This is a genomic window from Streptomyces longisporoflavus (assembly GCF_014649775.1).
Lineage (GTDB): Bacteria > Actinomycetota > Actinomycetes > Streptomycetales > Streptomycetaceae > Streptomyces > Streptomyces longisporoflavus.
The window spans coordinates 1-23,755 of record NZ_BMTR01000003.1; the positions used below are offsets into that span (position 1 = coordinate 1).

Consider the following 23,755-nt stretch of genomic DNA (forward strand, 5'->3'; position numbering starts at 1 on the left):
GGTGGAGGTGACTGGTACTAATAGGCCGAGGGCTTGTCCTCAGTTGCTCGCGTCCACTGTGTTGGTTCTGAAACCACGAACAACCCCGTATGTCGGGCCACGACTGCGGTGCGGTTGACAGTTTCATAGTGTTTCGGTGGTCATAGCGTGAGGGAAACGCCCGGTTACATTCCGAACCCGGAAGCTAAGCCTCACAGCGCCGATGGTACTGCAGGGGGGACCCTGTGGGAGAGTAGGACGCCGCCGAACTATTATTAACGGAAAACCCCCGCACCCTCTGGGTGCGGGGGTTTTCTGCGTTCTGGATCTTTTGTAAGGGGAAGTCCCGGAGAAGGGGCCTTTCCCTTTTCCGGTCAGAGGCGGCCGGCTGCCTTTAGGGACAGGTATGCGTCTGCCAGTGCCGGGGCCAGGTTCGTGGGTGTTGCGTCTACGACTGTGACGCCGTGCCGGGTGAGTTGTTCTGCCGTGCGGTGGCGTTCTGTGTGGGCCCGGGCTGCGGCAGCCGCTTCGTACACGGCCTCTGTTGTTCCGCGTGCCTTGGCCATCTGCTCTATGTGCGGGTCGGCCACTGATGCGAGGAGGACCGTGTGGCGCTGGGTGAGGCGGGAGAGTACGGGGAGCAGGCCCTCTTCGATGGGCGCTGTGTCGAGGCTGGTCAGCAGCACGATCAGCGAACTGCGGGTTGCCGTGCGGAGAGCCATTGAGGTCAGGCCTCTGGCGTCCGTCTCGACGAGTTCGGGTTCGAGGGTGGCCAGGGCGTTGACGACCGAGGGGAGTACGTCGCCTGCTGCTCTGCCCTGGACCAGGGCGCGTACCCGGCGGTCGTAGGCGAGGAGGTCCACTCGGTCTCCGGCTCGGGAGGCCAGGGCCGCTAGGAGCAGGGCCGCGTCCATCGAGGCGTCGAGGCGCGGGGCGTCGCCGACACGGCCTGCCGAGGTGCGGCCGGTGTCGAGGACGAGCAGGATGTGGCGGTCTCGTTCGGGGCGCCAGGTGCGGATGGCGACGTTGGACTGGCGGGCGGTGGCGCGCCAGTCGATGGAGCGGGTGTCGTCGCCGGGGACGTAGTCGCGGAGGCTGTCGAATTCCGTGCCCTGACCGCGGGTCAGGACGCTGGTGCGGCCGTCCAGTTCGCGCAGGCGGGCGAGCTTGGACGGGAGGTGCTTGCGGCTGGTGAAGGGCGGCAGGACCCGGAGCGTCCACGGGACCTGGTGGCTGCCCTGGCGGGTGAGGAGGCCGAGGGGGCCGTACGAGCGGATGGTGACGCGGTCCGCCCGGTGGTCGCCGCGGCGGGTGGGGCGCAGGCGCGTGGTGAGGCGGCGGCGTTCGCCGGGCGGGATCGTCAGGCGGTGCCGGGACGCGTCGATCTCGGTGCCGGGCTGCCAACTGCTGGGGGGCCAGGCGTCGCGGACGCGGGCGCGCAGGGGGCGGCCGGAGGGGTTGGTGACGGTCAGTTCGACGTCGGCTGGTTCGCCCAGGCGTACGGAGGTGTCTCCGGTGCGGGTCAGGCCCAGCCGGCGTACGGGAGCGGCCAGGGCGAAGTCGCAGGCGCAGGCCAGGGCCAGGGGAGCGTTCACGGCGAGGATGCCTGTCCAGCTGGGGTCCCAGATGCCTACGGGGAGGCTGCCGAGGGCCGCCAGGAGGGCTGTGCGGCCGGTGAGGGCCATCAGCGGGGGACCTGGACGTGGGCGAGGATGGCGTTGATGACGGAGTCCGCCGTCACGCCCTCCATCTCGGCCTCCGGGCGGAGTTGTACGCGGTGGCGGAGGGTGGGCAGGGCGAGGGCCTTCACGTCGTCGGGGATGACGTAGTCGCGGCCCGTCAGCCAGGCCCAGGCGCGGGCCGTCGAGAGGAGCGCCGTGGCGCCTCGGGGGGAGGCGCCCAGGGTGAAGGACGGCGAGTCGCGTGTGGCTCGGCAGATGTCCACCACGTAGGCGGTGATCTCGGGGGAGACGGAGGTCTTGGCGACCGCGGCGCGGGCCGCTTCCAGGTCGGCGGGGCCTGCCACGGGGCGGATGCCGGCGGCTTGGAGGTCGCGGGGGTTGAAGCCTTCCGCGTGGCGGGTGAGGACGTTGATCTCGTCCTGGCGGGAAGGGAGGGGGACGGTGAGCTTGAGGAGGAAACGATCCAGCTGGGCTTCGGGGAGGGGGTACGTGCCTTCGTACTCGACGGGGTTCTGGGTGGCCGCGACGAGGAAGGGCTCGGGGAGCGGGCGCGGGGTGCCGTCGACCGTGACCTGGCGTTCCTCCATGGCTTCGAGGAGGGAGGACTGGGTCTTGGGAGGGGTGCGGTTGATCTCGTCGGCGAGGAGGAGGTTGGTGAAGACCGGGCCCGGCTGGAAGGAGAACTCGGTGGTGCGGGCGTCGTAGATGAGGGAGCCGGTGACATCGCTCGGCATCAGGTCCGGGGTGAACTGGACGCGCTTGGTGTCGAGTTCGAGGGACGCGGTGAGGGCGCGGACGAGCAGGGTCTTCGCGACTCCGGGGACGCCTTCGAGGAGGACGTGGCCGCGGCAGAGGAGGGCCACCACGAGGCCCGTCACCGCGGGGTCCTGGCCGACCACGGCCTTGGAGATCTCGGTGCGCAGGGACTCCAGGGAGGAGCGGGCGCTGCCGGAGCTCCCGGAGTTCTCGGCGTTGTCAGTGGTCGGGTCCATCATGAAGTACGTACCTCTTTTTCGAGGGCGTCGAGTTGGTCGGCGAGGGTGATGAGGGCTGCGTCGTTGGCGGGGGGTGGGCCGAAGAGGAGGGGGTGCAGGTCCTGTCCGGGGGCGCGGAGCCGGGTGGACAGGGCGGGGAGCAGGGTTTCGGGCGCGTGCGCCCGGCCGGGGGATACGCCGATGAGGGGGGCGATGCGGGTGCGGGTGGCCGAGCGGAGGGCGGCGGCCGCGCGGTCGCGGGCGTTCGCCTTGCGGTAGAGGCGGGCTCGGCCTTCGACGGTTTCGGAGGCGCGGATGGCTACGGGGAGGCGTTCGGGGACCAGCGGGCCGAGGCGGCGGGCGCGCCACAGGGCGGCGAGGGCGGCGGCGATGGTGAGTTGCAGGGTGCCCCAGAGCCAGCCGTCGGGGATCAGGTCGAAGAAATCGCGGTCGGCTTCGTCGGTCGCGGCGTCGTCGGAGAGGGAGGGGAGGTACCAGACCAAGTGGGGCCGGGAGCCGAGGAGTTGCAGGGCCAGTGAGGCGTTGCCCTGCTTGTCGAGGCGGTCGTTGAGGAGGATGTCGGGGGCGCCGAGTACGACGGTGTCGCCGCCTCCCTCGGTCGCCGGGAGGTGCAGGAGGCTGGGCAGGCCGTCGCTGAGGTAGCAGGCCTCGGCGTCCGGGGCGAGGGTGTCGTAGCGCCGGCCGCCCACGTCGGCGGAGCCCGCGCGTTCGGCGGCGGGCAGCGAACAGCGGGGGGAGAGCGTCGAGTCGAGGCTGGGGGTGGCGTCCGCGGTGACCCCCGGCGCGAGGGTGCTGACCGAGGGGGTTCCGGGGGCGAGGAGGACGGTGCGGCCCCGGGAGCCCTCGGTGGCCGTGCGGAGGCGCTTTTGCTGGCGCTCGGTGAGGCGGTCGGGGGCGGCCACCAGGAGCGTGGTGTCCGGGCCGGCGGCGGCTCCGGCTTCCTCGGAGGTGGTGACCACGCGGGTGGACACGCCGCGATCGGCGAGGAGTTCGGCGACGGCGCGGCTGCCATAGGGGTCTGCGGAGCGCGGGTCGAGGCGGCCGTGCTGGGCGCCGGAGCGAACGGCCGCGACGGCGATGGCGGCTGCCAGGAGTACGACCAGGGCGAGGAGGATGCCGCGGGTTCGGATCCAGAGTTGGCGGGGGGTGGGTGCGGAGGAGGTCGGGGCGGAGGACGTTGGTGCGGAGGCAGTCGCCGATGCTGTCGCGGATGCGGATGCGGATGCGGATGCGGATGCGGATGCGGATGCGAGGGCGGTGGTGGCCTGCGGGCGTGCGGATGCGGATGCGGGCGCGGTGGTGGCCTGCGGGGGCGCGGTTTTGGGGTTGCTGGTTCCGGGGGTGCTGGGTGCGGAGGTGGGGCCGGGGCCGGGGGTGGAGTCGGGCCTTGTTTTGCTGAGGAGGCCGAGTCGGGGCGCGGATTCGGGTGTCGGCTCGGGGGCTTCGGGTTCGCGCTCGGGCGGGCGACTTCCGGCTTCGGGGTTGCTGTTTCCGGGGGTGCCGGGTGCGGAGGTGGGGCCGGGGGTGGCGTCGGGGCTTGTTTTGTTGAGGAGGGCGGGCCGGGGCGCGGATTCGGATGGGGGCTCGGGGGCTTCGGGGTCGCGCTCGGGCAGGTGACTTCCGGCTTCGGCCTTGGCTCCGGTCGTTGCCCGATGGGCCTTGGTGCTGCCCGTGCCCGCCTCCGGACGGGGGGTGTCGTCCGGCCCGGGCTTGGTGTGGGACGACGGGCCCGTTTCCGGGGTGGGCTTGTCGGGGTCCTTGGGCGGGGTCACCGGTGGCCTCCCTCATGGGTGGGGCTGAGGGTTGGCCTTGTCTGGGTGAGGGCGGTGTCCAGGGTGGTCAGGCGGTCGTACGTCGGTTCCGTCGCGGTGCGGGCTCCGTACGTGATGGCGTCGAACGACCGGGCCGCCGCATGGAGTTCGGGGGCGTGGGCCGGGAGGGTGCGTGAGGCCTCCGCCGCTGCTTCGTCCGCCGTGCGGCCGGGGCGGGGGTCCAGGAGGGCGCGTTCCTCCAGGGAGCGGACGATCGCCCGCATGCGCTCCTGGACGGCTTGGTTCCAGTGGCCCTGGGCGGCGTGTGCCTCAGCGGCGGCGCGATGTTCCGCGGCGGTGCGCGGGCGGTCGTCGAAGAGGGCGGGGGACGAGGCGGGGGCTCGGTGCGGGGTGCCGAGGCGCCACCAGAGTGCCCCGATGAGAGCCAGTACCGCGATGACGATGACCAGGACGCCGAGCCCGCCGCCCGGGGTTGCCCCCGCGGCGGCGGTGAACAGGTCGTCGACCCACTCCCAGAAGCGGTTGAGGGCGCGCTGCAGGAGGCTCGGGTCGTTCTCGTGGTACGGCGGCTTGGACAGTTCCCGTTCGGCGGCCTCCCGCGCGGGGTCGCGCGGAATCGTCACCGGCGGGGCGTCGTCACCGCCGGTGCCTCGTACAAGTGATGCGACCGTTCTTGACCCGTGCAGCGCTGCCCCCGTCACCGCATCAGCTCCCGGGGGTTCCGGGGGCGCCGCCGCCGTTGCCCTGGAGGCCGGCCGCGCGCGCGAGTTCGAGGTCGAGGGCCTCACGGCGGATGCGCTGGTCGACGTACAGGAGGACGGTGACGCCCGCGGTGATCGGGAACGTCAGCATCGAGCCGATGATCGAGCCGATGCCGCTGACGATCAGGAAGGTCCAGCCGAGGTCGCCGGTGCCGCTGTCGAGGAAGCCGGTGACGCCGTCGCCGCTGAGCGCGCCCGCGATGAGCGTGAAGGGGATGACGATGATCGACGCCACTACGTTGGCGATGACCGCGGCGAGCAACTGGATGCCGAACACCCGCCACCAGGAGCCGCGGACCAGCTTCGCGGAGCGGGCCATCGACTTCTTCACGCCCTGCTTCTCCAGCATCAGGGCGGGCGAGGCGAGCGAGAAGCGGACGAGCAGCCAGACGGCGACGACGCCGGCGGCGAATCCGCCGAGCACGGCGAGGCTGATGCCGGCGTCGGACGACCCGGCCACCGCGATCAGTACGCCGGGCAGGGTGCCCGCGGCGACGATCGCGGCGCCGATGAGCGGCAGCAGCAGCGTCAGGCCGACCAGCCTCGGCAGCTGCGGCTTGGCGTCCTGCCAGGCCTCGGCCGTGGTGACCGGCTTACCGAGCACCGCACGGCTGGTCACCATCGTGAGCAGGGCGGTGGCGACGATCGTGCCGAGCAGGGTGATCAGCAGGACCACGCCGGAGCTCAGCAGGGTGTCGCCGAGGGCACGGGTCAGTTCGCCGACGGTGGCGCTCGGGTCGTCGAGGGCTTCCGTGCTGGCGCTGTCGTCGAGGACGAGCCCTTGCAGCAGGATGACGACGATCTCGGTGAAGACGGCCACGGCCAGGGAGATGCCGAGCACCGTGCGCCAGTACGTACGCATCGTGGAGACCGCGCCGTCCAGGATCTCGCCGACGCCGAGCGGCCGCAGCGGGATGACGCCGGGCTTCGCGGCGGGCGGAGGGCCCTGCCAGGCGCCCCAGCCGGGGTAGCCACCGGGGCCGCCAGGACCGACCGGACCGCCGGGGCCGGGGCCTCCGGGGCGTCCGCCGCCCCAGCCGCCGCCGGGCGGCGGCGGAGGCGGTGGCGGGGTCTGGCCGGGCGGCGGCGGGCTTGGGGCGGACCACTGGGCGGGCGGCGGCTGCTCCTTGGACCACTTCGAGGGCGGTCCTTCGGGCTTGGCCGCAGGCTCGGCTGGTTCGGCCTTGCCGGAGTCCTGTCCGTCGGAGGGGGCAGATCCGGGCGAAGCCCAGCCCGGAGTGTCGTTCATCGTCGCTCCTTCACGGTGCCCGTCCGCGGTCGCGGCGGCCGGTTTGCAGCCATCGTGCCATGGCACACCCTTGCGGTGACCGGGCAGCGCATGGGCTGCACACCTTCAATTGTCCGACAGGTACGGGGCAGACTGGGCGGATGGCTGATCAGTACGCGCAATCAGGCGAGGACATCCGGCCCCCCGAGAACCCGACGATTCCGGTGAACCAGGTGAAAGAGGCGGCCCCGGCGATCCCCGCGATCCGCTGGGCCGAGCCGCCGGAGGGCCCCGTACTGGTCCTCCTCGACCAGACCAGGCTGCCCGGCGAGGAGACCGAGCTGGTGTGCACGGACGCGCCGGCCCTGGTGGAGGCGATCCGCACGCTGGCGGTGCGCGGGGCGCCGCTGCTCGGCATAGCCGGCGCGTACGGCGTCGCGCTCGCGGCCGCGCGCGGCTTCGACGTGGACGAGGCGGCGGTCGCGATCGCCGGGGCCCGGCCGACCGCGGTCAACCTCGGCTACGGCGTACGCAGGGCCCTGGCGGCGTACCGCTCGGCGGTCGCGGGCGGGGCGGGGCGGGAGCAGGCGGGCGCCGCGGCCCTGGCGGCGGCGCGGGCGCTGCACGGGGAGGACGCCGAGGCCAGTGCGCGGATGGCGGTGCACGGTCTGGCGCTGCTCGACGAGATGCTGCCCGGCGGCGGACACCGGATTCTCACGCACTGCAACACCGGAGCGCTGGTCTCCGGAGGCGAGGGGACGGCGTTCGCGGTGGCCCTCGCCGCGCACCGGGCGGGGAGTCTTCGCAGGCTGTGGGTGGACGAGACGCGTCCCTTGATGCAGGGTTCGAGGCTGACCGCGTATGAGGCGGCGCGGGCCGGAATGGCGTACACCTTGCTTACGGACAGCGCGGCGGGGTCGCTGTTCGCGGCGGGTGAGGTGGATGCCGTGCTGATCGGCGCCGACCGCATCGCGGCCGACGGTTCGGTGGCCAACAAGGTGGGGAGCTATCCGCTCGCGGTGCTCGCCCGCTACCACCACGTGCCGTTCATCGTGGTGGCGCCGGTCACGACCGTGGACCCGGAGACCCCGGACGGAGCGTCCATCGAGGTGGAGCAGCGGGCGGGTCATGAAGTGACGGAGGTCACGGCACCGTATGTGCCGATGGCCGGATTCGAAGCGGGAGGCGGGATCGCGGTGGCACCTCTGGGGACCCAGGCGTACAACCCCGCGTTCGACGTGACACCTCCGGAACTGGTGACGGCGATCGTCACCGAGGAGGGCGTCGTGTCGCCCGTGACAGCAGAGGGCCTGGGCGAGCTGTGTGCCAGGTCACGCCAGGTATCGATGAGCTAATGGGATGATGTCAGGCATGAAGGGACGAGTCCTTGTCGTCGACGACGACACCGCACTGGCCGAGATGCTCGGGATTGTGCTGCGTGGTGAAGGTTTTGAGCCGTCGTTCGTAGCTGATGGCGACAAGGCGCTGGCCGCTTTCAGGGAGGCAAAGCCGGATCTTGTACTGCTGGATTTGATGTTGCCGGGCCGTGATGGCATCGAGGTGTGCCGCCTGATCAGGGCGGAGTCCGGGGTGCCGATCGTCATGCTCACGGCCAAGAGCGACACGGTGGACGTGGTGGTCGGCCTGGAGTCGGGCGCCGACGACTACATCGTGAAGCCCTTCAAGCCGAAGGAGCTCGTGGCCCGCATCAGGGCGCGGCTGCGGAGGTCCGAGGAGCCCGCGCCGGAGCAGCTGGCCATCGGTGACCTGGTCATCGACGTGGCGGGGCACTCCGTGAAGCGTGAGGGGCAGTCGATCGCGCTGACGCCGCTGGAGTTCGACCTCCTGGTCGCGCTGGCCCGCAAGCCGTGGCAGGTGTTCACGCGTGAGGTGCTGCTCGAGCAGGTCTGGGGCTACCGCCACGCGGCCGACACCCGGCTGGTGAACGTGCACGTCCAGCGGCTGCGCTCGAAGGTCGAGAAGGACCCCGAGCGCCCGGAGATCGTGGTGACCGTCCGTGGTGTCGGTTACAAGGCCGGACCGAGCTGACATGTCCCGGGACAGTTCCCCCGTACCGCCCGGGGCTCCGGGTGGCCGCTCGGGGCGGACTGGAGGGCAGGGGCGGCGCGGCTCCACGTACGGGCGGCTCCTCGACAGTGGTCTGCTGTTGCAGGGCGGGGTGCAGGGCAGCCCCGTCCTGAGGCTCTTCGTGCGCTGGGTACGGCGGCCGCTGCTGCCCGCCCTGCGGCTGTGGCGGCGCAACATCCAGCTGAAGGTCGTCGCCACGACGCTGCTCATGTCGCTCGGCGTGGTCCTGATGCTGGGTTTCGCCGTCCTGAGTTCGGTGAACAACGGCCTGCTCAAGGCCAAGGTGAAGGCGTCGCAGAGCCAGGCCGACGGTGGCTTCAGGGCCGCTCAGGACGAGGCGAACTCCGCCCGGCCGCGCTCCGGGCAGGACAGCGGCGGCGGCACCTCCGACGGCGGGGCGACGCCGCCCACCGCCGTGTGGATGTCCGACCTGGTGGAGCAGCTCTCCAGCGGCGGGCAGAGCGCGTTCAACGTGGTGACGCTGAGCCCGACGTCCGCGCAGGGCAACACCAGTGTGCGCGGGCCGCGTGCCTCCGGGGGCGTGGACCCGATCCAGAGCGTGCCCGAGGCGCTGCGCGACAGCGTCGACAAGGGCACCAGGGCGTATCAGAGCAATACCCGCATCGTCTTCAACGACGGCCGTGAAGCCCAGCCCGGCCTCGTCATCGGCAAGCGTCTGAACGACCTGAACGGCGATCCCTACCAGCTGTACTACCTCTTCCCGCTGACGCAGGAGGAGGAGTCGCTCGGCGTCGTCAGGACGACCCTCGCCACCGCGGGCCTGTTCGTCGTGGTGCTGCTCGGCGCCATCGCCTGGCTGGTGGTGCGCCAGGTCGTCACGCCGGTACGGATGGCCGCAGGCATCGCCGAGCGGCTGTCCGCCGGGCGCCTTCAGGAACGTATGAAGGTCACCGGAGAGGACGACATCGCGCGGCTCGGCGAGGCCTTCAACAAGATGGCGCAGAACCTCACGCTGAAGATCCAGCAGCTGGAGCAGCTCTCGCGGATGCAGCGCCGCTTCGTCTCGGACGTCTCGCACGAGCTGCGGACGCCGCTGACGACCGTACGGATGGCCGCCGACGTCATCCACGACGCGCGCGTGGACTTCGATCCGGTGACGGCGCGGTCGGCCGAGCTGCTCGCTGATCAGCTCGACCGGTTCGAGACGCTGCTCGCGGATCTCCTGGAGATCAGCCGGTTCGACGCGGGCGCGGCGGCTCTGGAGGCCGAGCCGATAGACCTGCGTGAGGTCGTACGACGGGTCGTGGGCGGCGCGGAGCCGCTCGCGGAGCGCAAGGGGACCCACATACGGATCGTCGGGGACCAGCAGCCCGTGGTCGCCGAGGCGGACGCCCGCCGGGTGGAGCGGGTCCTGCGCAACCTCGTGGTCAACGCCGTGGAGCACGGCGAGGGCCGGGACGTCGTGGTGCGGCTCGCCGCGGCGGGCGGCGCGGTCGCGGTCGCGGTGCGGGACTACGGAGTGGGGCTCAAGCCCGGCGAGGCGACCCGTGTGTTCAGCCGCTTCTGGCGGGCCGACCCGGCACGCGCGCGTACCACCGGCGGTACGGGGCTCGGGCTCTCCATCGCCCTGGAGGACGCGCGGCTGCACGGCGGCTGGCTGCAGGCGTGGGGTGAGCCGGGCGGCGGCTCGCAGTTCCGGCTGACGCTGCCGCGTACGGCGGACGAGCCGCTGCGGGGCTCGCCGATACCGCTGGAGCCCGACGACTCGCGGCGCCACCGCGGCCTGAACGACGCCGGTCTCCCGCCCGGCGGCTCGAACAAGCTCGCCACGGTGCCGGCGCAGCCGTCGGCGGCCGAGCGGGTGCCGCCGCCGGTCCCCGCGAGGGCGCCGATAGCGCCACGGCTCGCACAGGCGTCGGCCACGGCGGATCCGACCGCGTGGCCGGGGAGCGGGTCGCGTGTCGTCCCGCGCCGGCCGCTGGACGACGAGGTGGCGCGCGGCGAGGGGCCGCGCGACGAGGAGTCGGGGGGCGTCGGGTCCGAGGGGCCGGCGTCCGAGGAGCTCGGGTCCGAGGGGCCTGAGCCTGGGCGGTCCGCGTCCGGGCGGTCCGCGTCCGACGGGGCCCGTGACGCCGGTGGACCGCCGACGGAAACAGATCCCGCCAGGGAAGGGGAGGCCTCTCGTGGGCGCTGACCACGATCGCCGCGCTCACGCTCCCGCTCGCGCCTACCGGCGTCCGCTGCGGGCAGGCCTGCTGTTCGGCTGCTGCGGCGTGCTGCTCGCGGGCTGCGCCTCGATGCCCGACAGCGGAAACCTCAAGGCCGTCGACGCCTCCCAGCGCCCCGACTCGCAGTCGCAGGTCCGCGTCTACGCGATGCCGCCCGCCGACGACGCGAGCCCCGTGGAGATCGTCCAGGGCTATCTTGAGGCGCTGACCAGCGACGACCCCGAGTTCGCGATGGCTCGCAAGTATCTGACCAAAGAAGCGTCCAAGACCTGGGACCCGACCGTGCGGACGACCGTGCTCGAGAACGGGCCGCGGCAGGGAACGAGTCTCGGGGACGAAAACGAGAGCGGCCGTTCGTTCCCGCTGACCGGGCGCAAGGTCGCCACGGTCGACAAGGAGCACGCGTACCAGCTCGACGACGCCGCGTACAACCAGGTCATCCACCTCACCCAGCAGGACGGGCCGGGCGGCAAGGAGTGGCGGATCGACCGGGTGCCGCCGGGGGTCGTGCTCGGGCAGTCCGACTTCCAGCGGATCTACTGGTCCGTCAACAAGTACTACTTCGCGACGCGGTCCGCCGGTTCGCCGTCCGGGGCGACCGGCGGCGGCCAGGAAGGTCTCGTCGCCGACCCCGTCTACATACGGCAGCGAATAGACCCCGTGACGGAGACCGTCAAGGCGCTGCTCGAAGGCCCCACCACGTGGCTCAAGCAGGTCGTGGACACCCGCTTCCCGACGGGTACGACGCTCAAGTCGGGCACCAGGACGCTGGCGCCCGACGACCAGGGCAAGCTGACGGTACCGCTGAACGCGAAGGCCGATACGGCGAACCAGGAGCGGTGCACCGAGATGGCCGCGCAGATGCTCTACACGCTCCAGGACCTGACGTCGTCGGGCGTCGAGGAGGTGGAGCTGCAGCGCCGCAACGGCTCGCAGCTGTGCGTCCTGAGCAAGGATCGGGCCGAGTCCGTCGCCTCACGCCGCACGGCGGACCACCCCAACTTCCAGTACTTCATCGACGACAAGCGGCGCCTGGTGCGGATGCCGGCCAGCTCGGGGCGGACGACCACGGATCCCGTGCAGGGCAAGCTGGGCAGTGGCGAGCAGCCGCTGCGTTCCGCGGCCGTGTCGCGTGACGAGGAGCGGGCGGCCGGGGTGTCGCTCGACGGGCGCTCGCTGTACATGGGGTCGCTGGTCTCCGAGACGCCGCTGGGCAAGCCGGAGGTGCGCAGCAAGGCCAAGTCGGAGGAGGACGGTCTCTCCACGCCCAGTTGGGACGGCCGCGGCGACCTCTGGGTGGCCGACCGTGACCCGAAGCGCCCGCGGCTGCTCTGGCTGGACCAGGGCGCGGGCGAGCCGATGCCGGTGGAGATCGCGAACCTCGATGGACGGATCGAGGCGGTGCGGGTGTCGGCGGACGGCGTGCGGATCGCGCTCCTCGTGAAGAAGGACGGCAAGACGTCCCTGAAGATCGGCCGCGTCGAGCGGACGGGCGCCAAGGGCGAGCAGCCGGCCATCTCGGTGGTCGAACTGCGCCGGGCGGCACCGCAGATGGAGGAGGTCACCGCCATGTCGTGGGCGGGCGGCAGCCGCCTCGTGGTGGTCGGGCGCGAGTCCGGTGGCGTGCAGCAGATGCGGTATGTCCAGTGCGACGGTTCGATGCCCGCGAGCACGACGCTGCCCGGCCTCACCGGCGTGAAGGAGATCGCTGCCTCCGAGGACGAGCGACAGCCGCTGGTGGCGCACTCGGACGACGGGATCGTGCGACTGCCCACGGGCGCGCAGTGGCAGACGGTGGTCAAGGAGGGGTCGGCGCCGGTCTATCCGGGCTGACGCCGCCGGCGTAACGCGCCGCCCGCGCCGCCGAGTTGGCTTCAGGTGGTTGTCCACAGGCGGTTGTCCACAGGGGTGGCAGGGCCGAGCGCGCCTTGGCACAGTGGTGGGCATGCCGGGGTGGTGGCAGGACCTTGCCGATCTGGTGCTGCCGGCCGAGTGCGGAGGCTGCGCCAGGCCTCGTACGGCGCTCTGCGTTCAGTGCGGTGACGCCCTGTGCGGTGCCGCGCCGTGCCGGGTGCGCCCCGATCCACGGCCGGCCGGGCTCCCGGTGGTGCACGCGGCGGCTGTGTACGAGAACGCGGTGCGGGCGGTGCTGCTCGCGCACAAGGAGCGGGGCGCTCTGGGGCTTGCCCGGCCGCTGGGCGCGTCTCTTGCCGGGGCGGTGCGTGCGGGGTTGCGGGGCGGGGAGGCTTCGGGGCGTGGGTGCGTTGCGGGTGAGCGGGACGGGGGCGCCGGGGGCGACGGTGGCGCCGGGGTGGGTGGTGACGCTGCGGTACTGCTCGTGCCGGTGCCGTCGACGCGGGGGTCCGTGCGGGCGCGCGGGCACGATCCGGTGCGGCGGATCGCGCTGGCCGCCGCGGGGGAGTTGCGGCGGGGCGGGACGCGGGCCCGGGTGCTCTGCGTGCTGCGCCAGCGGCGTGCGGTGGCCGACCAGTCGGGGCTCAACTCCCGGCAGCGGCAGGCGAATCTGCACGGTGCGCTGGAGGTGATCGCGGGTGGCGGGCGGCTGCTGTCCGGTGGTGGCCGGGTCGTGATCGTGGACGACCTGATGACCACGGGGGCCTCCCTGGCGGAGGCGGCCCGCGCAATACGTGACGTACACACGGAAAGTAAAAAACGCGGCGGATTGGTAACAGCCCGTGAAATTGCGTACGAGAACACGATCACCGCGGCTGTTGTCGCGTCCTCACCGGATTCTTTCGGAATAAACCGGAACTGACAGGGAACTTGCATCGTTGCAGGTAGTGAGAGGGTCAATACACCTGAATGGAGGTATGCGGCAGTAGAGGGTGACGACATCCCTCCGGGCGAGATATCTTCGGTTGTGAGGAATGGCGGACGCCGACCCTCGCATATCGGAATGCCGGTTGCCGGGTTTTTCTGCAAACACCGGGCCGGTCGGGGTGGAGATCTTGTTCGCGGGGGAGGAGGAGGTGGAAGTCACCGAGTCCGAGGCTCCGGGAGTCACCGGGGCCTGGTGCAAAAGGGAGATGCTCCGCCGCCGAAGCGGGGCGATCCGGGAACGGAGTTCTGCGTGGACATCGTCGTCAAGGGCCGCAAGACCGAGGTGCCCGAGCGGTTCCGCAAGCACGTGGCCGAGAAGCTGAAACTGGAGAAGATCCAGAAGCTCGACGGCAAGGTGATCAGCCTCGACGTCGAGGTGTCCAAGGAAACCAACCCGCGTCAGGCCGACCGTTGTGACCGCGTGGAGATCACACTCCGTGGGCGCGGACCCGTCATCCGCGCGGAGGCCTCGGCAGCCGATCCGTACGGCGCGCTGGACCTGGCCACGGCGAAGCTAGACGCACGGCTGCGCAAGCAGCACGAGAAGCGCCACAACCGGCGCGGCACCGGCAGGCTCAGCGCCGCCGAGGTGGCCGAGCGGGTGCCGGACGCGGCGACTCTCAACGGCGACGGCACCCTCGCACGTGAGGAAGAGCCGGACGGCGTGCCCGTCAAGCGGATCGGCTCACTGGAGATCCAGGGCGAAGGCCCGCTCGTGGTCCGCGAGAAGACGCACGTGGCGGCCCCGATGTCACTGGACCAGGCGCTCTACGAGATGGAACTCGTCGGGCACGACTTCTACTTGTTCGTCGACTCGGAGTCGAAGGAACCGAGCGTCGTCTACCGGCGGCACGCCTACGACTACGGCGTCATCCGCCTCAACACCGACCCGATGGTCGCGCGGCCCGAGTCGGGTGGCGGGGGCGGTGCGCTCGGCGGCTGACCCCGGCCGGCCGAGGGATGAGACGGTGCCCCTGGAGCGCGTGTGCGCCCCCAGGGGCACCATCGTGCGACCCCTGCGCGCAACGCGCGGCCGTCCGGGCGTGAAATCATGGGCGGAGCCGGCCAACCGGTGTGCTGCTGCCCCGGGTTGGCGGACGGGTTGGCGGCAGTCGACGCACAACGGGGCCATGGCCTTCAGGGGGAGGAACGATGGCGGACAGCTTCGGACCGATGCGGGATGAGGGTGCCGACCACGGCATCGGCATCGGCACGGATGCGGGCGCATCCCGCAAGGAGCCCATCAGGGTCCTTGTGGTGGACGACCACGCGCTCTTCCGCCGCGGCCTTGAGATCGTCCTCGCGGCCGAGGAGGACATCCAGGTGGTCGGCGAGGCGGGTGACGGCGCCGAGGCGGTGGACAAGGCGGCGGACCTGTTGCCGGACATCATCCTCATGGACGTACGCATGCCCAAGCGCGGCGGCATCGAGGCGTGCACCTCCATCAAGGAGGTGGCGCCGAGCGCCAAGATCATCATGTTGACGATCAGCGACGAGGAGGCCGACCTCTACGACGCGATCAAGGCCGGAGCCACGGGCTATCTCCTCAAGGAGATCTCCACGGACGAGGTGGCCACGGCGATTCGCGCGGTGGCCGACGGGCAGTCGCAGATCAGTCCGTCCATGGCGTCGAAACTGCTCACCGAGTTCAAGTCGATGATCCAGCGCACCGACGAACGCAGGCTGGTGCCCGCGCCGCGGCTGACCGACCGCGAACTGGAAGTGCTGAAGCTGGTGGCCACGGGGATGAACAACCGCGACATCGCGAAGGAGTTGTTCATCTCCGAGAACACCGTGAAGAACCACGTGCGCAACATCCTGGAGAAGCTCCAGCTGCACTCCAGGATGGAGGCTGTCGTGTACGCGATGCGGGAGAAGATCCTCGAGATCAGGTGAGGCCCCCGCCGCGGGCTCAGCCCAGGGCGCGGACCAGCTCGGCGGTCAGCTCGGGACGGTCCACGCGCTCCACCCGTACGGAATCGCAGTTCACCCACGTCGCTGCCTCGCGGAGCGCCTGCGCCACCGCGGGCACGGCCTTGGCGCCGTCCAGCGACACCTGCTTGGCGACCAGCGTGCTGCCCTCGCGGGCGGGGTCCACGCGGCCGACCAGGTGGCCCCCGGCGAGCACCGGCATCGCGAAATAGCCGTGGATCCGCTTGGGCTTGGGGACATACGCCTCGAGGCGGTGGGTGAAGCCGAAGATCCGCTCCGTCCGCGCCCGCTCCCAGATGAGGGAGTCGAAAGGGGACAGGAGCGTCGTGCGGTGGCGGCCGCGCGGGGCCGTCTCAAGGGCCGCGGGGTCGGCCCAGGCGGGCTTGTCCCAGCCCTGCACCGTCACCGGGACCAGGCCCGAGTCCGCGACCACCGCGTCGAACTGCTCGCCCTTGAGGCGGTGGTAGTCCGCGATGTCCGCGCGCGTACCGACGCCGAGCGACTGCCCGGCGAGGCGGACCAGGCGGCGCAGGCACTCCGCGTCGTCCAGGTCGTCATGGAGCAGCGTGTCCGGGATCGCGCGCTCCGCGAGGTCGTACACCCGCTTCCAGCTGCGGCGCTCGGTGCAGACCACTTCGCCGTACATCAGTGCGCGCTCGACGGCGACCGTCGCGTCCGACCAGTCCCACCACTCGCCCTTGTTCTTCGCGCCGCCCAGTTGCGTGGCGGTGAGGGGGCCTTCGGCGGTGAGCTGCTTGATGACCGTGTCGTACGCGCCGTCGGGCAGGTCGTGGTGCCAGTGCGGGCGGGTGCGGTAGGCGCGGCGGCGGAAGGCGAAGTGCGGCCACTCCTCGATGGGCAGGATGCACGCGGCGTGCGACCAGTACTCGAAGGCGTGCGGACGGGCAGGGCTCTTGCTCTTGCCCTTGCCGGAGACCTTGCCCTCGCCCTTGCCCGCGTCCGGGGACGCTCCGTCCCAGTACGCGGCCTCGACCGTGTCGCGGCCCACGGCTCCGAGGCGGGCGTACGCGATGAGCTCGTGGGAGCGGGCCAGGACCGAGATCGTGTCGAGCTGCACCGCGCCGAGATGCCGCAGCACGCCCCGCACACCGGACCTGCGGTCCGGGGCGCCGAGGAAACCCTGGGCGCGGAGCGCGATGCGGCGGGCCTCGTCGGCGGAGAGGTCGATGGCGGGGCGCGGCAGGCTCGTCATGCCGGAAACGATAGGGGGCGCCACTGACAACGCCCCCTGGCCTGCGGGAATCACCGGGTGACCGGGGCGGGTCTCAGTTCCCGGCCGACTCCCTGGCCGGCAGATACGGCAGGACCGACGGCAGGCCGATGTCGCCGGGCAGCAGGGCGCCCACCCAGCAGTCACGGAGCGTGGCCTTGTTCAGCAGCCCGCCGCGCAGGACGCCCTCGACGACGAAGCCCGCCTTCTCCGCCACCGCGCGCGAGCCCGTGTTGCCGACCTCGGCGCGCCACTCCAGGCGGGTGCAGCCCAGATCGGTGAAGGCCCACCTGGCCAGCTCCAGGACGATCTCCGTCATGTAGCCGCTGCCGCGGTACTTCTCCGCGGTCCAGAAGCCGACCTCCCAGGCCCCCGAACGCGGGTGGTGCAGGCTGGCGGCGGCGATCAGGGGCCCGCCGTCCCGCGGCCGTGCGGCGAAGGTGTACTCCGTGTCGTGGCGCCAGCCGTCCGGCACCATCCGGGTGACGAAGCCTGCCGCGTCCGTGCGCGCGTAGGGCGAGGGGACCGTGGTCCAGCGCTGGATGCCGGCGTCCTGGCAGGCTTCGTACGTCTCGTCCGTGTCGGCGGGCGTGAAGGCGCGCAGGATCAGGCGTTCGGTGGTGAGGGTGACGGGCTCCATCCGGTGATTCTGCGGGGGCGGAGGGCCGGAGGCCAGTGCTTTTGGCCTGCCTTTCGCCTGCCTTTCGCCCGCATTTCGCCGAGCGCTGATCGGCACAACCCGGCACCTTCCAGGCCCCCCGCCCGTTGACGTATCGGCAGACCTCCCGGCGCGGCCCGCTCCTCGCTTACGATGGCCGTTGCCCTATGAGTAAACCGACCATGCCAGGCCCGACCGGCAAGGAGACCAACCCCCGTGTCCGTCCTCTCGAAGATCATGCGTGCAGGCGAAGGCAAGATCCTGCGCAAGCTGCACCGCATCGCGGACCAGGTCAACTCCATCGAAGAGGACTTCGTCAGCCTCTCCGACGCCGAGCTGCGCGCGCTGACCGAGGAGTACAAGGAGCGTTACGCCGACGGCGAGACCCTTGACGACCTCCTCCCCGAAGCCTTTGCCACGGTGCGTGAGGCCGCCAAGCGCGTCCTCGGCCAGCGGCACTACGACGTCCAGATGATGGGCGGCGCCGCGCTGCACCTCGGATATGTGGCCGAGATGAAGACCGGTGAGGGCAAGACGCTCGTCGGCACCCTTCCCGCGTACCTCAACGCCCTGTCGGGCAAGGGCGTGCACCTCATCACGGTCAACGACTACCTGGCCGAGCGCGACTCCGAGATGATGGGCCGCGTCCACAAGTTCCTGGGCCTGAGCGTCGGCTGCATCATCGCCAACATGACGCCGGCCCAGCGCCGCGAGCAGTACGCGTGCGACATCACGTACGGCACGAACAACGAATTCGGCTTCGACTACCTCCGCGACAACATGGCGTGGTCGAAGGACGAACTGGTCCAGCGCGGCCACAACTTCGCGATCGTCGACGAGGTCGACTCGATCCTGGTGGACGAGGCCCGTACGCCGCTGATCATCTCCGGCCCCGCCGACCAGGCCACCAAGTGGTACGGCGACTTCGCCAAGTTGGTCACCCGCCTCACCAAGGGCGAGGCGGGCAACACCCTCAAGGGCATCGAGGAGACCGGGGACTACGAGGTCGACGAGAAGAAGCGCACCGTCGCCATCCACGAGTCCGGTGTCTCCAAGGTCGAGGACTGGCTGGGCATCGACAACCTGTACGAGTCGGTGAACACCCCGCTCGTGGGTTACCTCAACAACGCCATCAAGGCCAAGGAACTCTTCAAGAAGGACAAGGACTACGTCGTCATCGACGGCGAAGTCATGATCGTCGACGAGCACACCGGCCGTATCCTCGCCGGCCGCCGCTACAACGAGGGCATGCACCAGGCGATCGAGGCGAAGGAAGGGGTGGACATCAAGGACGAGAACCAGACCTTGGCCACGATCACCCTCCAGAACTTCTTCCGCCTCTACAAGCGCCATGACCACGCGGGCAAGGAAACCCCCGGCCTCTGCGGCATGACCGGTACGGCCATGACCGAGGCCGCCGAGTTCCACCAGATCTACAAGCTGGGCGTCGTGCCGATCCCGACGAACCGGCCCATGGTCCGCGCCGACCAGTCGGACCTGATCTACCGCACCGAGGTCGCGAAGTTCGCCGCCGTCGTCGACGACATCGCCGAGAAGCACGAGCAGGGCCAGCCGATCCTGGTCGGCACGACCTCCGTGGAGAAGTCGGAGTACCTCTCCCAGCAGCTCTCCAAGCGCGGTGTCCAGCACGAGGTGCTCAACGCCAAGCAGCACGACCGGGAGGCGACCATCGTCGCCCAGGCCGGCCGCAAGGGCGCCGTCACCGTCGCCACGAACATGGCCGGACGAGGCACGGACATCAAGCTCGGCGGCAACCCCGACGACCTCGCCGAGGCGGAGCTGCGCCAGCGCGGCCTCGACCCCGTCGAGCACGTCGAGGAGTGGGCCGCCGCGCTGCCCGCCGCCCTGGAGAAGGCCGAGCGGTCCGTGAAGGCGGAGTTCGAGGAGGTCAAGAGCCTGGGCGGGCTCTACGTCCTCGGTACCGAGCGCCACGAGTCGCGCCGCATCGACAACCAGCTGCGCGGTCGTTCCGGCCGGCAGGGCGACCCCGGCGAGTCCCGCTTCTACCTCTCGCTCGGCGACGACCTGATGCGCCTGTTCAAGGCGCAGATGGTCGAGCGCGTGATGGCCATGGCGAACGTCCCGGACGACGTGCCGATCGAGAACAAGATGGTGACGCGCGCGATCGCGTCCGCCCAGTCGCAGGTCGAGCAGCAGAACTTCGAGACGCGTAAGAACGTCCTGAAGTACGACGAGGTCCTCAACCGCCAGCGCGAGGTCATCTACGGCGAGCGTCGCCGCGTCCTGGAGGGCGAGAACCTCCAGGAGCAGGTCACGCACTTCATGGACGACACGATCGAGGCGTACATCGCGGCGGAGACCGCCGAGGGCTTCGCCGAGGAGTGGGACCTCGACCGGCTGTGGGGCGCCTTCAAGCAGCTCTACCCGGTGAAGGTGACCATCGAGGAGCTGGAGGAGGACGCGGGCGACCGCGCGGGGCTGACCGCCGAGTTCATCTCCGAGGCCATCAAGGACGACATCCACCAGCAGTACGAGGCGCGTGAGGAGCAGCTCGGCTCCGAGATCATGCGTGAGCTGGAGCGGCGGGTCGTTCTCTCGGTCCTCGACCGCAAGTGGCGCGAGCACCTCTACGAGATGGACTATCTCCAGGAGGGCATCGGCCTGCGTGCCATGGCGCAGAAGGACCCGCTGGTCGAGTACCAGCGCGAGGGCTTCGACATGTTCAACGCCATGATGGACGGCATCAAGGAAGAGTCCGTCGGCTACCTGTTCAACCTGGAGGTCCAGGTCGAGCAGCAGGTCGAGGAGGTTCCGGTGGCGGACTCGGCCGCGGGTGGCGCTTCCCTGGAGAAGAAGGACGCCGTGCCCGCCGGTGGCGGTCGTCCCGAGATCCGCGCCAAGGGCCTTGAGGCCCCGCAGCGGCCCGACCGTCTCCACTTCCAGGCGCCGAACGCCGAGGGCGGTGTCGACGAGGGTGACTTCGAGACCGAGGACGCGGGTGTGCGGTCCGAGTCGGACGGGATGACGCGGGCAGAGCGGCGCAAGGCCCAGAAGGGCGGGCGTCGCCGCAAGAAGTAGTTGCGGGTCGCTTGCTTTGAGCAGTGCGGAGGGCCGGGCACCTTGGGGTGCCCGGCCCTTGTCTTGTCCGGCCCTCTGTGTTGCCTAGCCCTTGCGGTGCCTGGGCTTTGCGGTGCCTGGGCCTTGCGGTGCCTGGCTCTTTGCGTTGCTTGGCTCTTTGCGTTGCTATCCCGGCGGGGTGGCCACCTCTACCGCTGTGCAGCGCCATTTCTGGTCCGCTCCCAGGTGCAGGCGGAAGGCCAGTGCCCTGAGGACCGGGCCCGTGCCGATCCGCGCGAAGACCTCGTAGACGCCGGGGCGTGGCTCGTAGTGGCCGATGCGGTGGACCGTGGGGCGGCGGCCGTTCACGGTCAGCGGGGCGAGCTCGGCGAGGCGGGTCAGTTCGTCGAAGGCGGTGTGGGCGATGTGGCGGGCCGCCCAGTGGACCGGCTTCTGGCCGCTGAGTACCAGGAGCAGGCGCTCGGTGAAGAGCTCCGTGGGGTGCGGTGGGGGTTGGGGTGGGGTCCTGAGGGGGCGGGTGGGGCGCAAGGGGCGCGCGGGTGTGCGCGCTGCCGCCGTGGGTGTGCGGGCCGCCGTGGGTGTGCGGGCCGCCGTGGGGCGGCGGGGGTCCGTGCGGGTCGGGGGGCGGGTGGGTGCCCCTGCCTGGCGGGTGCGGGGCCTGGTCATCACCTTGTGCATGCCGTGTCGCCTCCGGCTTCGCTGTCCCGGTCTTGCTTGGTACCGGGGAGTAACTTCCGTGGGAGATCTTGTACGGGGGCGGAGGCGGGGGCTGCAAGAGGTCTCGGGGTTGAAGGTGAGGGGCGGCGGAGTCACTTATCCGGGTGACGGGGAGCGGCTCGTGCCTTGGGGGCGCCGGGGTGTGCCGGGTGAAGGGCGGGGGTGCGGGGTGACGTGCGGGGCGGGGGTGGGGCGCAGCTCGAAGGGGGACTCCCGCGCGTATTCTGGGGGTCTGTTGCTTGACCTTTCGGCTTCCGGATTCCGGTCTTTTTCCGTTTCTGGTTCTCTGCCCTCGACTTTGAAAGCGGGTCGTCATGCGCGTCTACGTTCCCCTGACCCTGAGCCGCCTCGCCGAGGTGCACAAGGCGGGCGAGCTGGGGCCTGCGCCGCTGACCGCCTATGCGGTGACGCCCTCGCTGCGTGAGTGGGTCGCCTCCGATGACGTGGAGGAGCTGGAGTATGCCGCTCTGTACCAGGCTGCGGCTGCTTCGTTGCGGTTGATCGCCGGGGAGGCCGGGGCTGCCGGGGCTGCTCCAAGGCGGGTTGTTGTGGCTGCGGATGTGCCAGATGCCGGGGTTGAGGTGGTTGATGGTGCGGAGTCGCTTGGTGAGGTGCGGGTGGCCGGGGTGCTGGGGTTGAAGAAGGTTGCCGCCGTGCATGTGGACGCGGGGGAGGCTGAGGCGGATGTTGCCGCGGCGGTGTCGGCCGGGGGGTCGGGGGATGCGGTCGAGGATCATGAGCTGTTGTGGTTTGCCACGCAGGAGATTCCTTCGTTGATCGGTTGAGGGGTTTCCCTGCGGGGCTTGGGCGGAGGGGTGTGCGGGCCCGCGTTTCTTTCTGGCCGAACGGGCCTTTCCCGCCCACCCGCCCGATTGCCCCGCGTCCCGCCCCGCTCGGAAAACCGGGAGTGGGGTGATGGAGGGTGCGGGTACCGTCCTTCTATGGGGAAGTTGCTGCGCGGGGCGCATATTGTCTGGGACTGGAACGGGACTCTGCTGCATGACATACATGCGGTGATCGACTCGACGAACGCGTCGTTCGCGGAGATCGGGCTCGACCCGATCACCCTTGAGCGGTACCGCGATCTGTACTGCGTCCCCGTCCCCCTGTTCTACGAGCGGCTCATGGGGCGCCTGCCCACGGACGCCGAGTGGCAGGTCATGGACGCCGTCTTCCACAAGCACTACTGGGCCAGGGCTGAAGCCTGCGGCCTCGCCGAGGGTGCGGCCGAGCTGCTCGCGGCGCGGCGGGCGGCCGGGCGTACGCAGTCGCTGCTCTCCCTCGCGCCGCACGAGCACCTCGTGCCGATCGTGCGGCGGCACGGTATCGAGGGGCACTTCGTGCGCATCGACGGGCGCATGGACACCTCGCACGCCGGCAAGGCCGAGCGGATGGTGCGGCACCTGGCGGCCCTGGAAGGGGTTGCCGCCGCCGAGCGGGTCGTGGTCATCGGCGACGCCGTCGACGATGCCGTGGCCGCGGCGCACGTGGGCGCGCAGGCCGTGCTCTACACCGGCGGCTCGCACAGCCGGGCCAGCCTGGAGGCCGTCGGAGCCCGGGTTCCGGTGGTCGACAGTCTCGACGAGGCCGTGGAAGTGGCCGAGCAGCTCGCGGCGGCCGCCTGAGTCACACCGGCGCCGCCCGGCACGCGAGCCGCCTCCAGGCCGCCGCCTGAGCCACACCGGCGCCGCCCGACGCACGAGCCAGCCGCCTCCAGGTCGCCGCCCCGGCCCCCGGCCCGCCCCCTAGGTAACCGGCGCCTTCGCCCGCAGTACCGTCAGGAATTCCCTCATCCAGCCCGAGTGATCCGGCCAGGCGCGGGCCGAGACCAGGGTGCCGTCGACCACCACCTCCGCGTCCCTGAACGTTGCGCCCGACGCCTGCATGTCCAGTTCCAGGGCCGGATACGCCGTGACCGTGCGGCCGCTGAGGCCGCCGATCGCCGCCGTCAGGAGCGGGCCGTGGCAGATCTGCGCGACCGGCTTGTCCGAGTCGAAGAAGGACTTGAGGATCTTGCGGAGCTCCGGGTCGTTGCGCAGGTACTCCGGGGCCCGGCCGCCCGGGATCACCAGGGCGGCGTACTGGCCGGGGTCGACTTCGGAGAAGGCGAGGTCCGAGGGCCAGGTGTAGCCGGGCTTCTCCGTGTACGTGTCGAACCCCGGCTCGAAGTCGTGCACCACGAACCGCAGCTTCTTGCGGGCGGGGGCGGCGACGTGGACGTCGTACCCCTCCTCGCGCAGCCGCTGGTAGGGGTAGAGGACTTCGAGTGACTCCGCCGCGTCGCCGGTCACTATCAGGATCTTGGCTGCCATCGGTGCTCGCTCCCCAATCGTGGGCGACCGGTCGTGGGCGGACCGGTCCTGCGTGGGCCCGGTCCTGCGCGGGCCCGGTCCTGCACGGACCGGGCCGGTCCGTCGCGCGCTGTCCGTTCCTCCCGCTCAACGTGCATCCGCCCGTCCGGTTTGCCAAGAGGGCCCACCGGTTCGAGGCGGGGGTCCCTCGCCGACAGATGGCGCGAAAGTCTCTGTGCAGAGTGTCAAAGTTCCACCCCTGCTTTTGTACACATACGGCTCATGACGATCCCCGGGTGGAGGGCGATAGCCTTGACCCGTGATCAGCGCG

19 protein-coding genes and 1 rRNA gene are annotated in these 23,755 nt (G+C 70.9%); 11 read left to right on the top strand and 9 right to left on the bottom strand.

Features of this window, described 5'->3' with window-relative positions:
* The first annotated feature begins 132 nt into the window (after nucleotides 1-132).
* Nucleotides 133-249: ribosomal RNA gene (gene rrf, locus IE226_RS06705) — 5S ribosomal RNA — on the top strand.
* 104 nt (nucleotides 250-353) lie between these two features.
* Here the strand turns inward: rrf and IE226_RS06710 are convergent.
* From IE226_RS06710 to IE226_RS06730, 5 genes are all read right to left on the bottom strand, one after another.
* A complete protein-coding gene (locus tag IE226_RS06710) occupies nucleotides 354-1,664 on the bottom strand; it encodes a DUF58 domain-containing protein (protein ID WP_190080116.1) in 1,311 nt (436 codons plus the stop codon).
* A complete protein-coding gene (locus IE226_RS06715) occupies nucleotides 1,664-2,656 on the bottom strand; it encodes an AAA family ATPase (protein ID WP_190080117.1) in 993 nt (330 codons plus the stop codon). The genes IE226_RS06710 and IE226_RS06715 overlap by 1 nt, the downstream gene beginning before the upstream one ends.
* Nucleotides 2,653-3,786 (bottom strand): DUF4350 domain-containing protein, encoded by a 1,134-nt coding sequence (locus IE226_RS06720; RefSeq protein ID WP_190080521.1) that lies wholly within the window; start codon nucleotides 3,784-3,786, stop codon nucleotides 2,653-2,655. Before IE226_RS06720 ends, IE226_RS06715 begins: the two co-directional genes overlap by 4 nt.
* A gap of 638 nt (nucleotides 3,787-4,424) precedes the next feature.
* On the bottom strand, nucleotides 4,425-5,114 hold the full coding sequence (locus IE226_RS06725; protein ID WP_229870657.1) for a DUF4129 domain-containing protein: 690 nt from the start codon (nucleotides 5,112-5,114) through the stop codon (nucleotides 4,425-4,427).
* A gap of 19 nt (nucleotides 5,115-5,133) precedes the next feature.
* Nucleotides 5,134-6,438 (bottom strand): DUF7847 domain-containing protein, encoded by a 1,305-nt coding sequence (locus IE226_RS06730; protein WP_190080119.1) that lies wholly within the window; start codon nucleotides 6,436-6,438, stop codon nucleotides 5,134-5,136.
* A 140-nt stretch (nucleotides 6,439-6,578) separates the two neighbouring features.
* Here IE226_RS06730 and mtnA point away from each other — a divergent pair, with 140 nt between their 5' ends.
* From mtnA to IE226_RS06765, 7 genes are all read left to right on the top strand, one after another.
* Nucleotides 6,579-7,772, top strand: a complete 1,194-nt coding sequence (mtnA, locus tag IE226_RS06735) for an S-methyl-5-thioribose-1-phosphate isomerase (RefSeq protein WP_190080120.1) — start codon at nucleotides 6,579-6,581, stop codon at nucleotides 7,770-7,772.
* Nucleotides 7,773-7,776: 4 nt separating this feature from the next.
* A complete protein-coding gene (gene mtrA / locus IE226_RS06740) occupies nucleotides 7,777-8,466 on the top strand; it encodes a two-component system response regulator MtrA (protein WP_190080121.1) in 690 nt (229 codons plus the stop codon).
* A 1-nt stretch (nucleotide 8,467) separates the two neighbouring features.
* Nucleotides 8,468-10,660 carry an MtrAB system histidine kinase MtrB gene (gene mtrB / locus IE226_RS06745; protein ID WP_190080122.1) on the top strand — a complete coding sequence of 731 codons (2,193 nt, stop codon included), beginning with the start codon at nucleotides 8,468-8,470 and terminating at the stop codon, nucleotides 10,658-10,660.
* Nucleotides 10,650-12,527 (top strand): LpqB family beta-propeller domain-containing protein, encoded by a 1,878-nt coding sequence (locus tag IE226_RS06750; RefSeq protein ID WP_506417418.1) that lies wholly within the window; start codon nucleotides 10,650-10,652, stop codon nucleotides 12,525-12,527. The genes mtrB and IE226_RS06750 overlap by 11 nt, the downstream gene beginning before the upstream one ends.
* Before the next feature lie 112 nt (nucleotides 12,528-12,639).
* Entirely contained in the window at nucleotides 12,640-13,470 is an 831-nt protein-coding gene (locus IE226_RS06755) for a ComF family protein (RefSeq protein ID WP_190080123.1), read from the top strand.
* Nucleotides 13,471-13,785: 315 nt separating this feature from the next.
* The gene (hpf, locus tag IE226_RS06760; RefSeq protein ID WP_373306894.1) at nucleotides 13,786-14,478 is read left to right on the top strand and encodes a ribosome hibernation-promoting factor, HPF/YfiA family; all 693 of its coding nucleotides are present in this window, start codon (nucleotides 13,786-13,788) and stop codon (nucleotides 14,476-14,478) included.
* 209 nt (nucleotides 14,479-14,687) lie between these two features.
* Nucleotides 14,688-15,431 carry a response regulator gene (locus IE226_RS06765; RefSeq protein WP_190080125.1) on the top strand — a complete coding sequence of 248 codons (744 nt, stop codon included), beginning with the start codon at nucleotides 14,688-14,690 and terminating at the stop codon, nucleotides 15,429-15,431.
* Nucleotides 15,432-15,447: 16 nt separating this feature from the next.
* On the opposite strand, the gene IE226_RS06770 is transcribed toward IE226_RS06765, so the two are convergent.
* A complete protein-coding gene (locus tag IE226_RS06770) occupies nucleotides 15,448-16,680 on the bottom strand; it encodes a winged helix-turn-helix domain-containing protein (protein ID WP_190080126.1) in 1,233 nt (410 codons plus the stop codon).
* 73 nt (nucleotides 16,681-16,753) lie between these two features.
* The gene (locus IE226_RS06775) at nucleotides 16,754-17,338 is read right to left on the bottom strand and encodes a GNAT family N-acetyltransferase (RefSeq protein WP_190080127.1); all 585 of its coding nucleotides are present in this window, start codon (nucleotides 17,336-17,338) and stop codon (nucleotides 16,754-16,756) included.
* A 234-nt stretch (nucleotides 17,339-17,572) separates the two neighbouring features.
* On the opposite strand from IE226_RS06775, the gene secA reads away from it, so the two are divergent.
* A complete protein-coding gene (secA, locus tag IE226_RS06780) occupies nucleotides 17,573-20,416 on the top strand; it encodes a preprotein translocase subunit SecA (protein ID WP_190080128.1) in 2,844 nt (947 codons plus the stop codon).
* A 165-nt stretch (nucleotides 20,417-20,581) separates the two neighbouring features.
* Here secA and IE226_RS06785 read toward each other — a convergent pair whose 3' ends face one another.
* Complete coding sequence (locus tag IE226_RS06785) at nucleotides 20,582-21,094, bottom strand: Rv3235 family protein (RefSeq protein WP_190080129.1); 513 nt, start codon at nucleotides 21,092-21,094, stop codon at nucleotides 20,582-20,584.
* Between the two features lie 353 nt (nucleotides 21,095-21,447).
* On the opposite strand from IE226_RS06785, the gene IE226_RS06790 reads away from it, so the two are divergent.
* Together IE226_RS06790 and IE226_RS06795 are read left to right on the top strand one after the other, a co-directional pair.
* The gene (locus tag IE226_RS06790) at nucleotides 21,448-21,918 is read left to right on the top strand and encodes a DUF6912 family protein (RefSeq protein WP_190080130.1); all 471 of its coding nucleotides are present in this window, start codon (nucleotides 21,448-21,450) and stop codon (nucleotides 21,916-21,918) included.
* 156 nt (nucleotides 21,919-22,074) lie between these two features.
* Nucleotides 22,075-22,758: an HAD family hydrolase gene (locus IE226_RS06795; protein ID WP_190080131.1), complete on the top strand. Its 684-nt coding sequence runs from the start codon at nucleotides 22,075-22,077 to the stop codon at nucleotides 22,756-22,758.
* A 120-nt stretch (nucleotides 22,759-22,878) separates the two neighbouring features.
* Here the strand turns inward: IE226_RS06795 and IE226_RS06800 are convergent, their stop codons facing one another.
* Nucleotides 22,879-23,445: a DJ-1/PfpI family protein gene (locus IE226_RS06800; RefSeq protein ID WP_190080132.1), complete on the bottom strand. Its 567-nt coding sequence runs from the start codon at nucleotides 23,443-23,445 to the stop codon at nucleotides 22,879-22,881.
* Nucleotides 23,446-23,755 lie beyond the last annotated feature (310 nt).

Excerpts from the sequence above, each read along its gene's own strand:
- IE226_RS06710 (WP_190080116.1), bottom strand. The coding sequence starts at position 1,664 with ATGGCCCTCACCGGCCGCACAGCCCTCCTGGCGGCCCTCGGCAGCCTC.
- IE226_RS06715 (WP_190080117.1), bottom strand. The coding sequence starts at position 2,656 with ATGATGGACCCGACCACTGACAACGCCGAGAACTCCGGGAGCTCCGGC.
- IE226_RS06730 (WP_190080119.1), bottom strand. The coding sequence starts at position 6,438 with ATGAACGACACTCCGGGCTGGGCTTCGCCCGGATCTGCCCCCTCCGAC.
- mtnA (WP_190080120.1), top strand. The coding sequence starts at position 6,579 with ATGGCTGATCAGTACGCGCAATCAGGCGAGGACATCCGGCCCCCCGAG.
- mtrA (WP_190080121.1), top strand. The coding sequence starts at position 7,777 with ATGATGTCAGGCATGAAGGGACGAGTCCTTGTCGTCGACGACGACACC.
- mtrB (WP_190080122.1), top strand. The coding sequence starts at position 8,468 with ATGTCCCGGGACAGTTCCCCCGTACCGCCCGGGGCTCCGGGTGGCCGC.
- IE226_RS06755 (WP_190080123.1), top strand. The coding sequence starts at position 12,640 with ATGCCGGGGTGGTGGCAGGACCTTGCCGATCTGGTGCTGCCGGCCGAG.
- IE226_RS06765 (WP_190080125.1), top strand. The coding sequence starts at position 14,688 with ATGGCGGACAGCTTCGGACCGATGCGGGATGAGGGTGCCGACCACGGC.
- IE226_RS06770 (WP_190080126.1), bottom strand. The coding sequence starts at position 16,680 with ATGACGAGCCTGCCGCGCCCCGCCATCGACCTCTCCGCCGACGAGGCC.
- IE226_RS06775 (WP_190080127.1), bottom strand. The coding sequence starts at position 17,338 with ATGGAGCCCGTCACCCTCACCACCGAACGCCTGATCCTGCGCGCCTTC.
- IE226_RS06785 (WP_190080129.1), bottom strand. The coding sequence starts at position 21,094 with ATGCACAAGGTGATGACCAGGCCCCGCACCCGCCAGGCAGGGGCACCC.
- IE226_RS06790 (WP_190080130.1), top strand. The coding sequence starts at position 21,448 with ATGCGCGTCTACGTTCCCCTGACCCTGAGCCGCCTCGCCGAGGTGCAC.
- IE226_RS06795 (WP_190080131.1), top strand. The coding sequence starts at position 22,075 with ATGGGGAAGTTGCTGCGCGGGGCGCATATTGTCTGGGACTGGAACGGG.
- IE226_RS06800 (WP_190080132.1), bottom strand. The coding sequence starts at position 23,445 with ATGGCAGCCAAGATCCTGATAGTGACCGGCGACGCGGCGGAGTCACTC.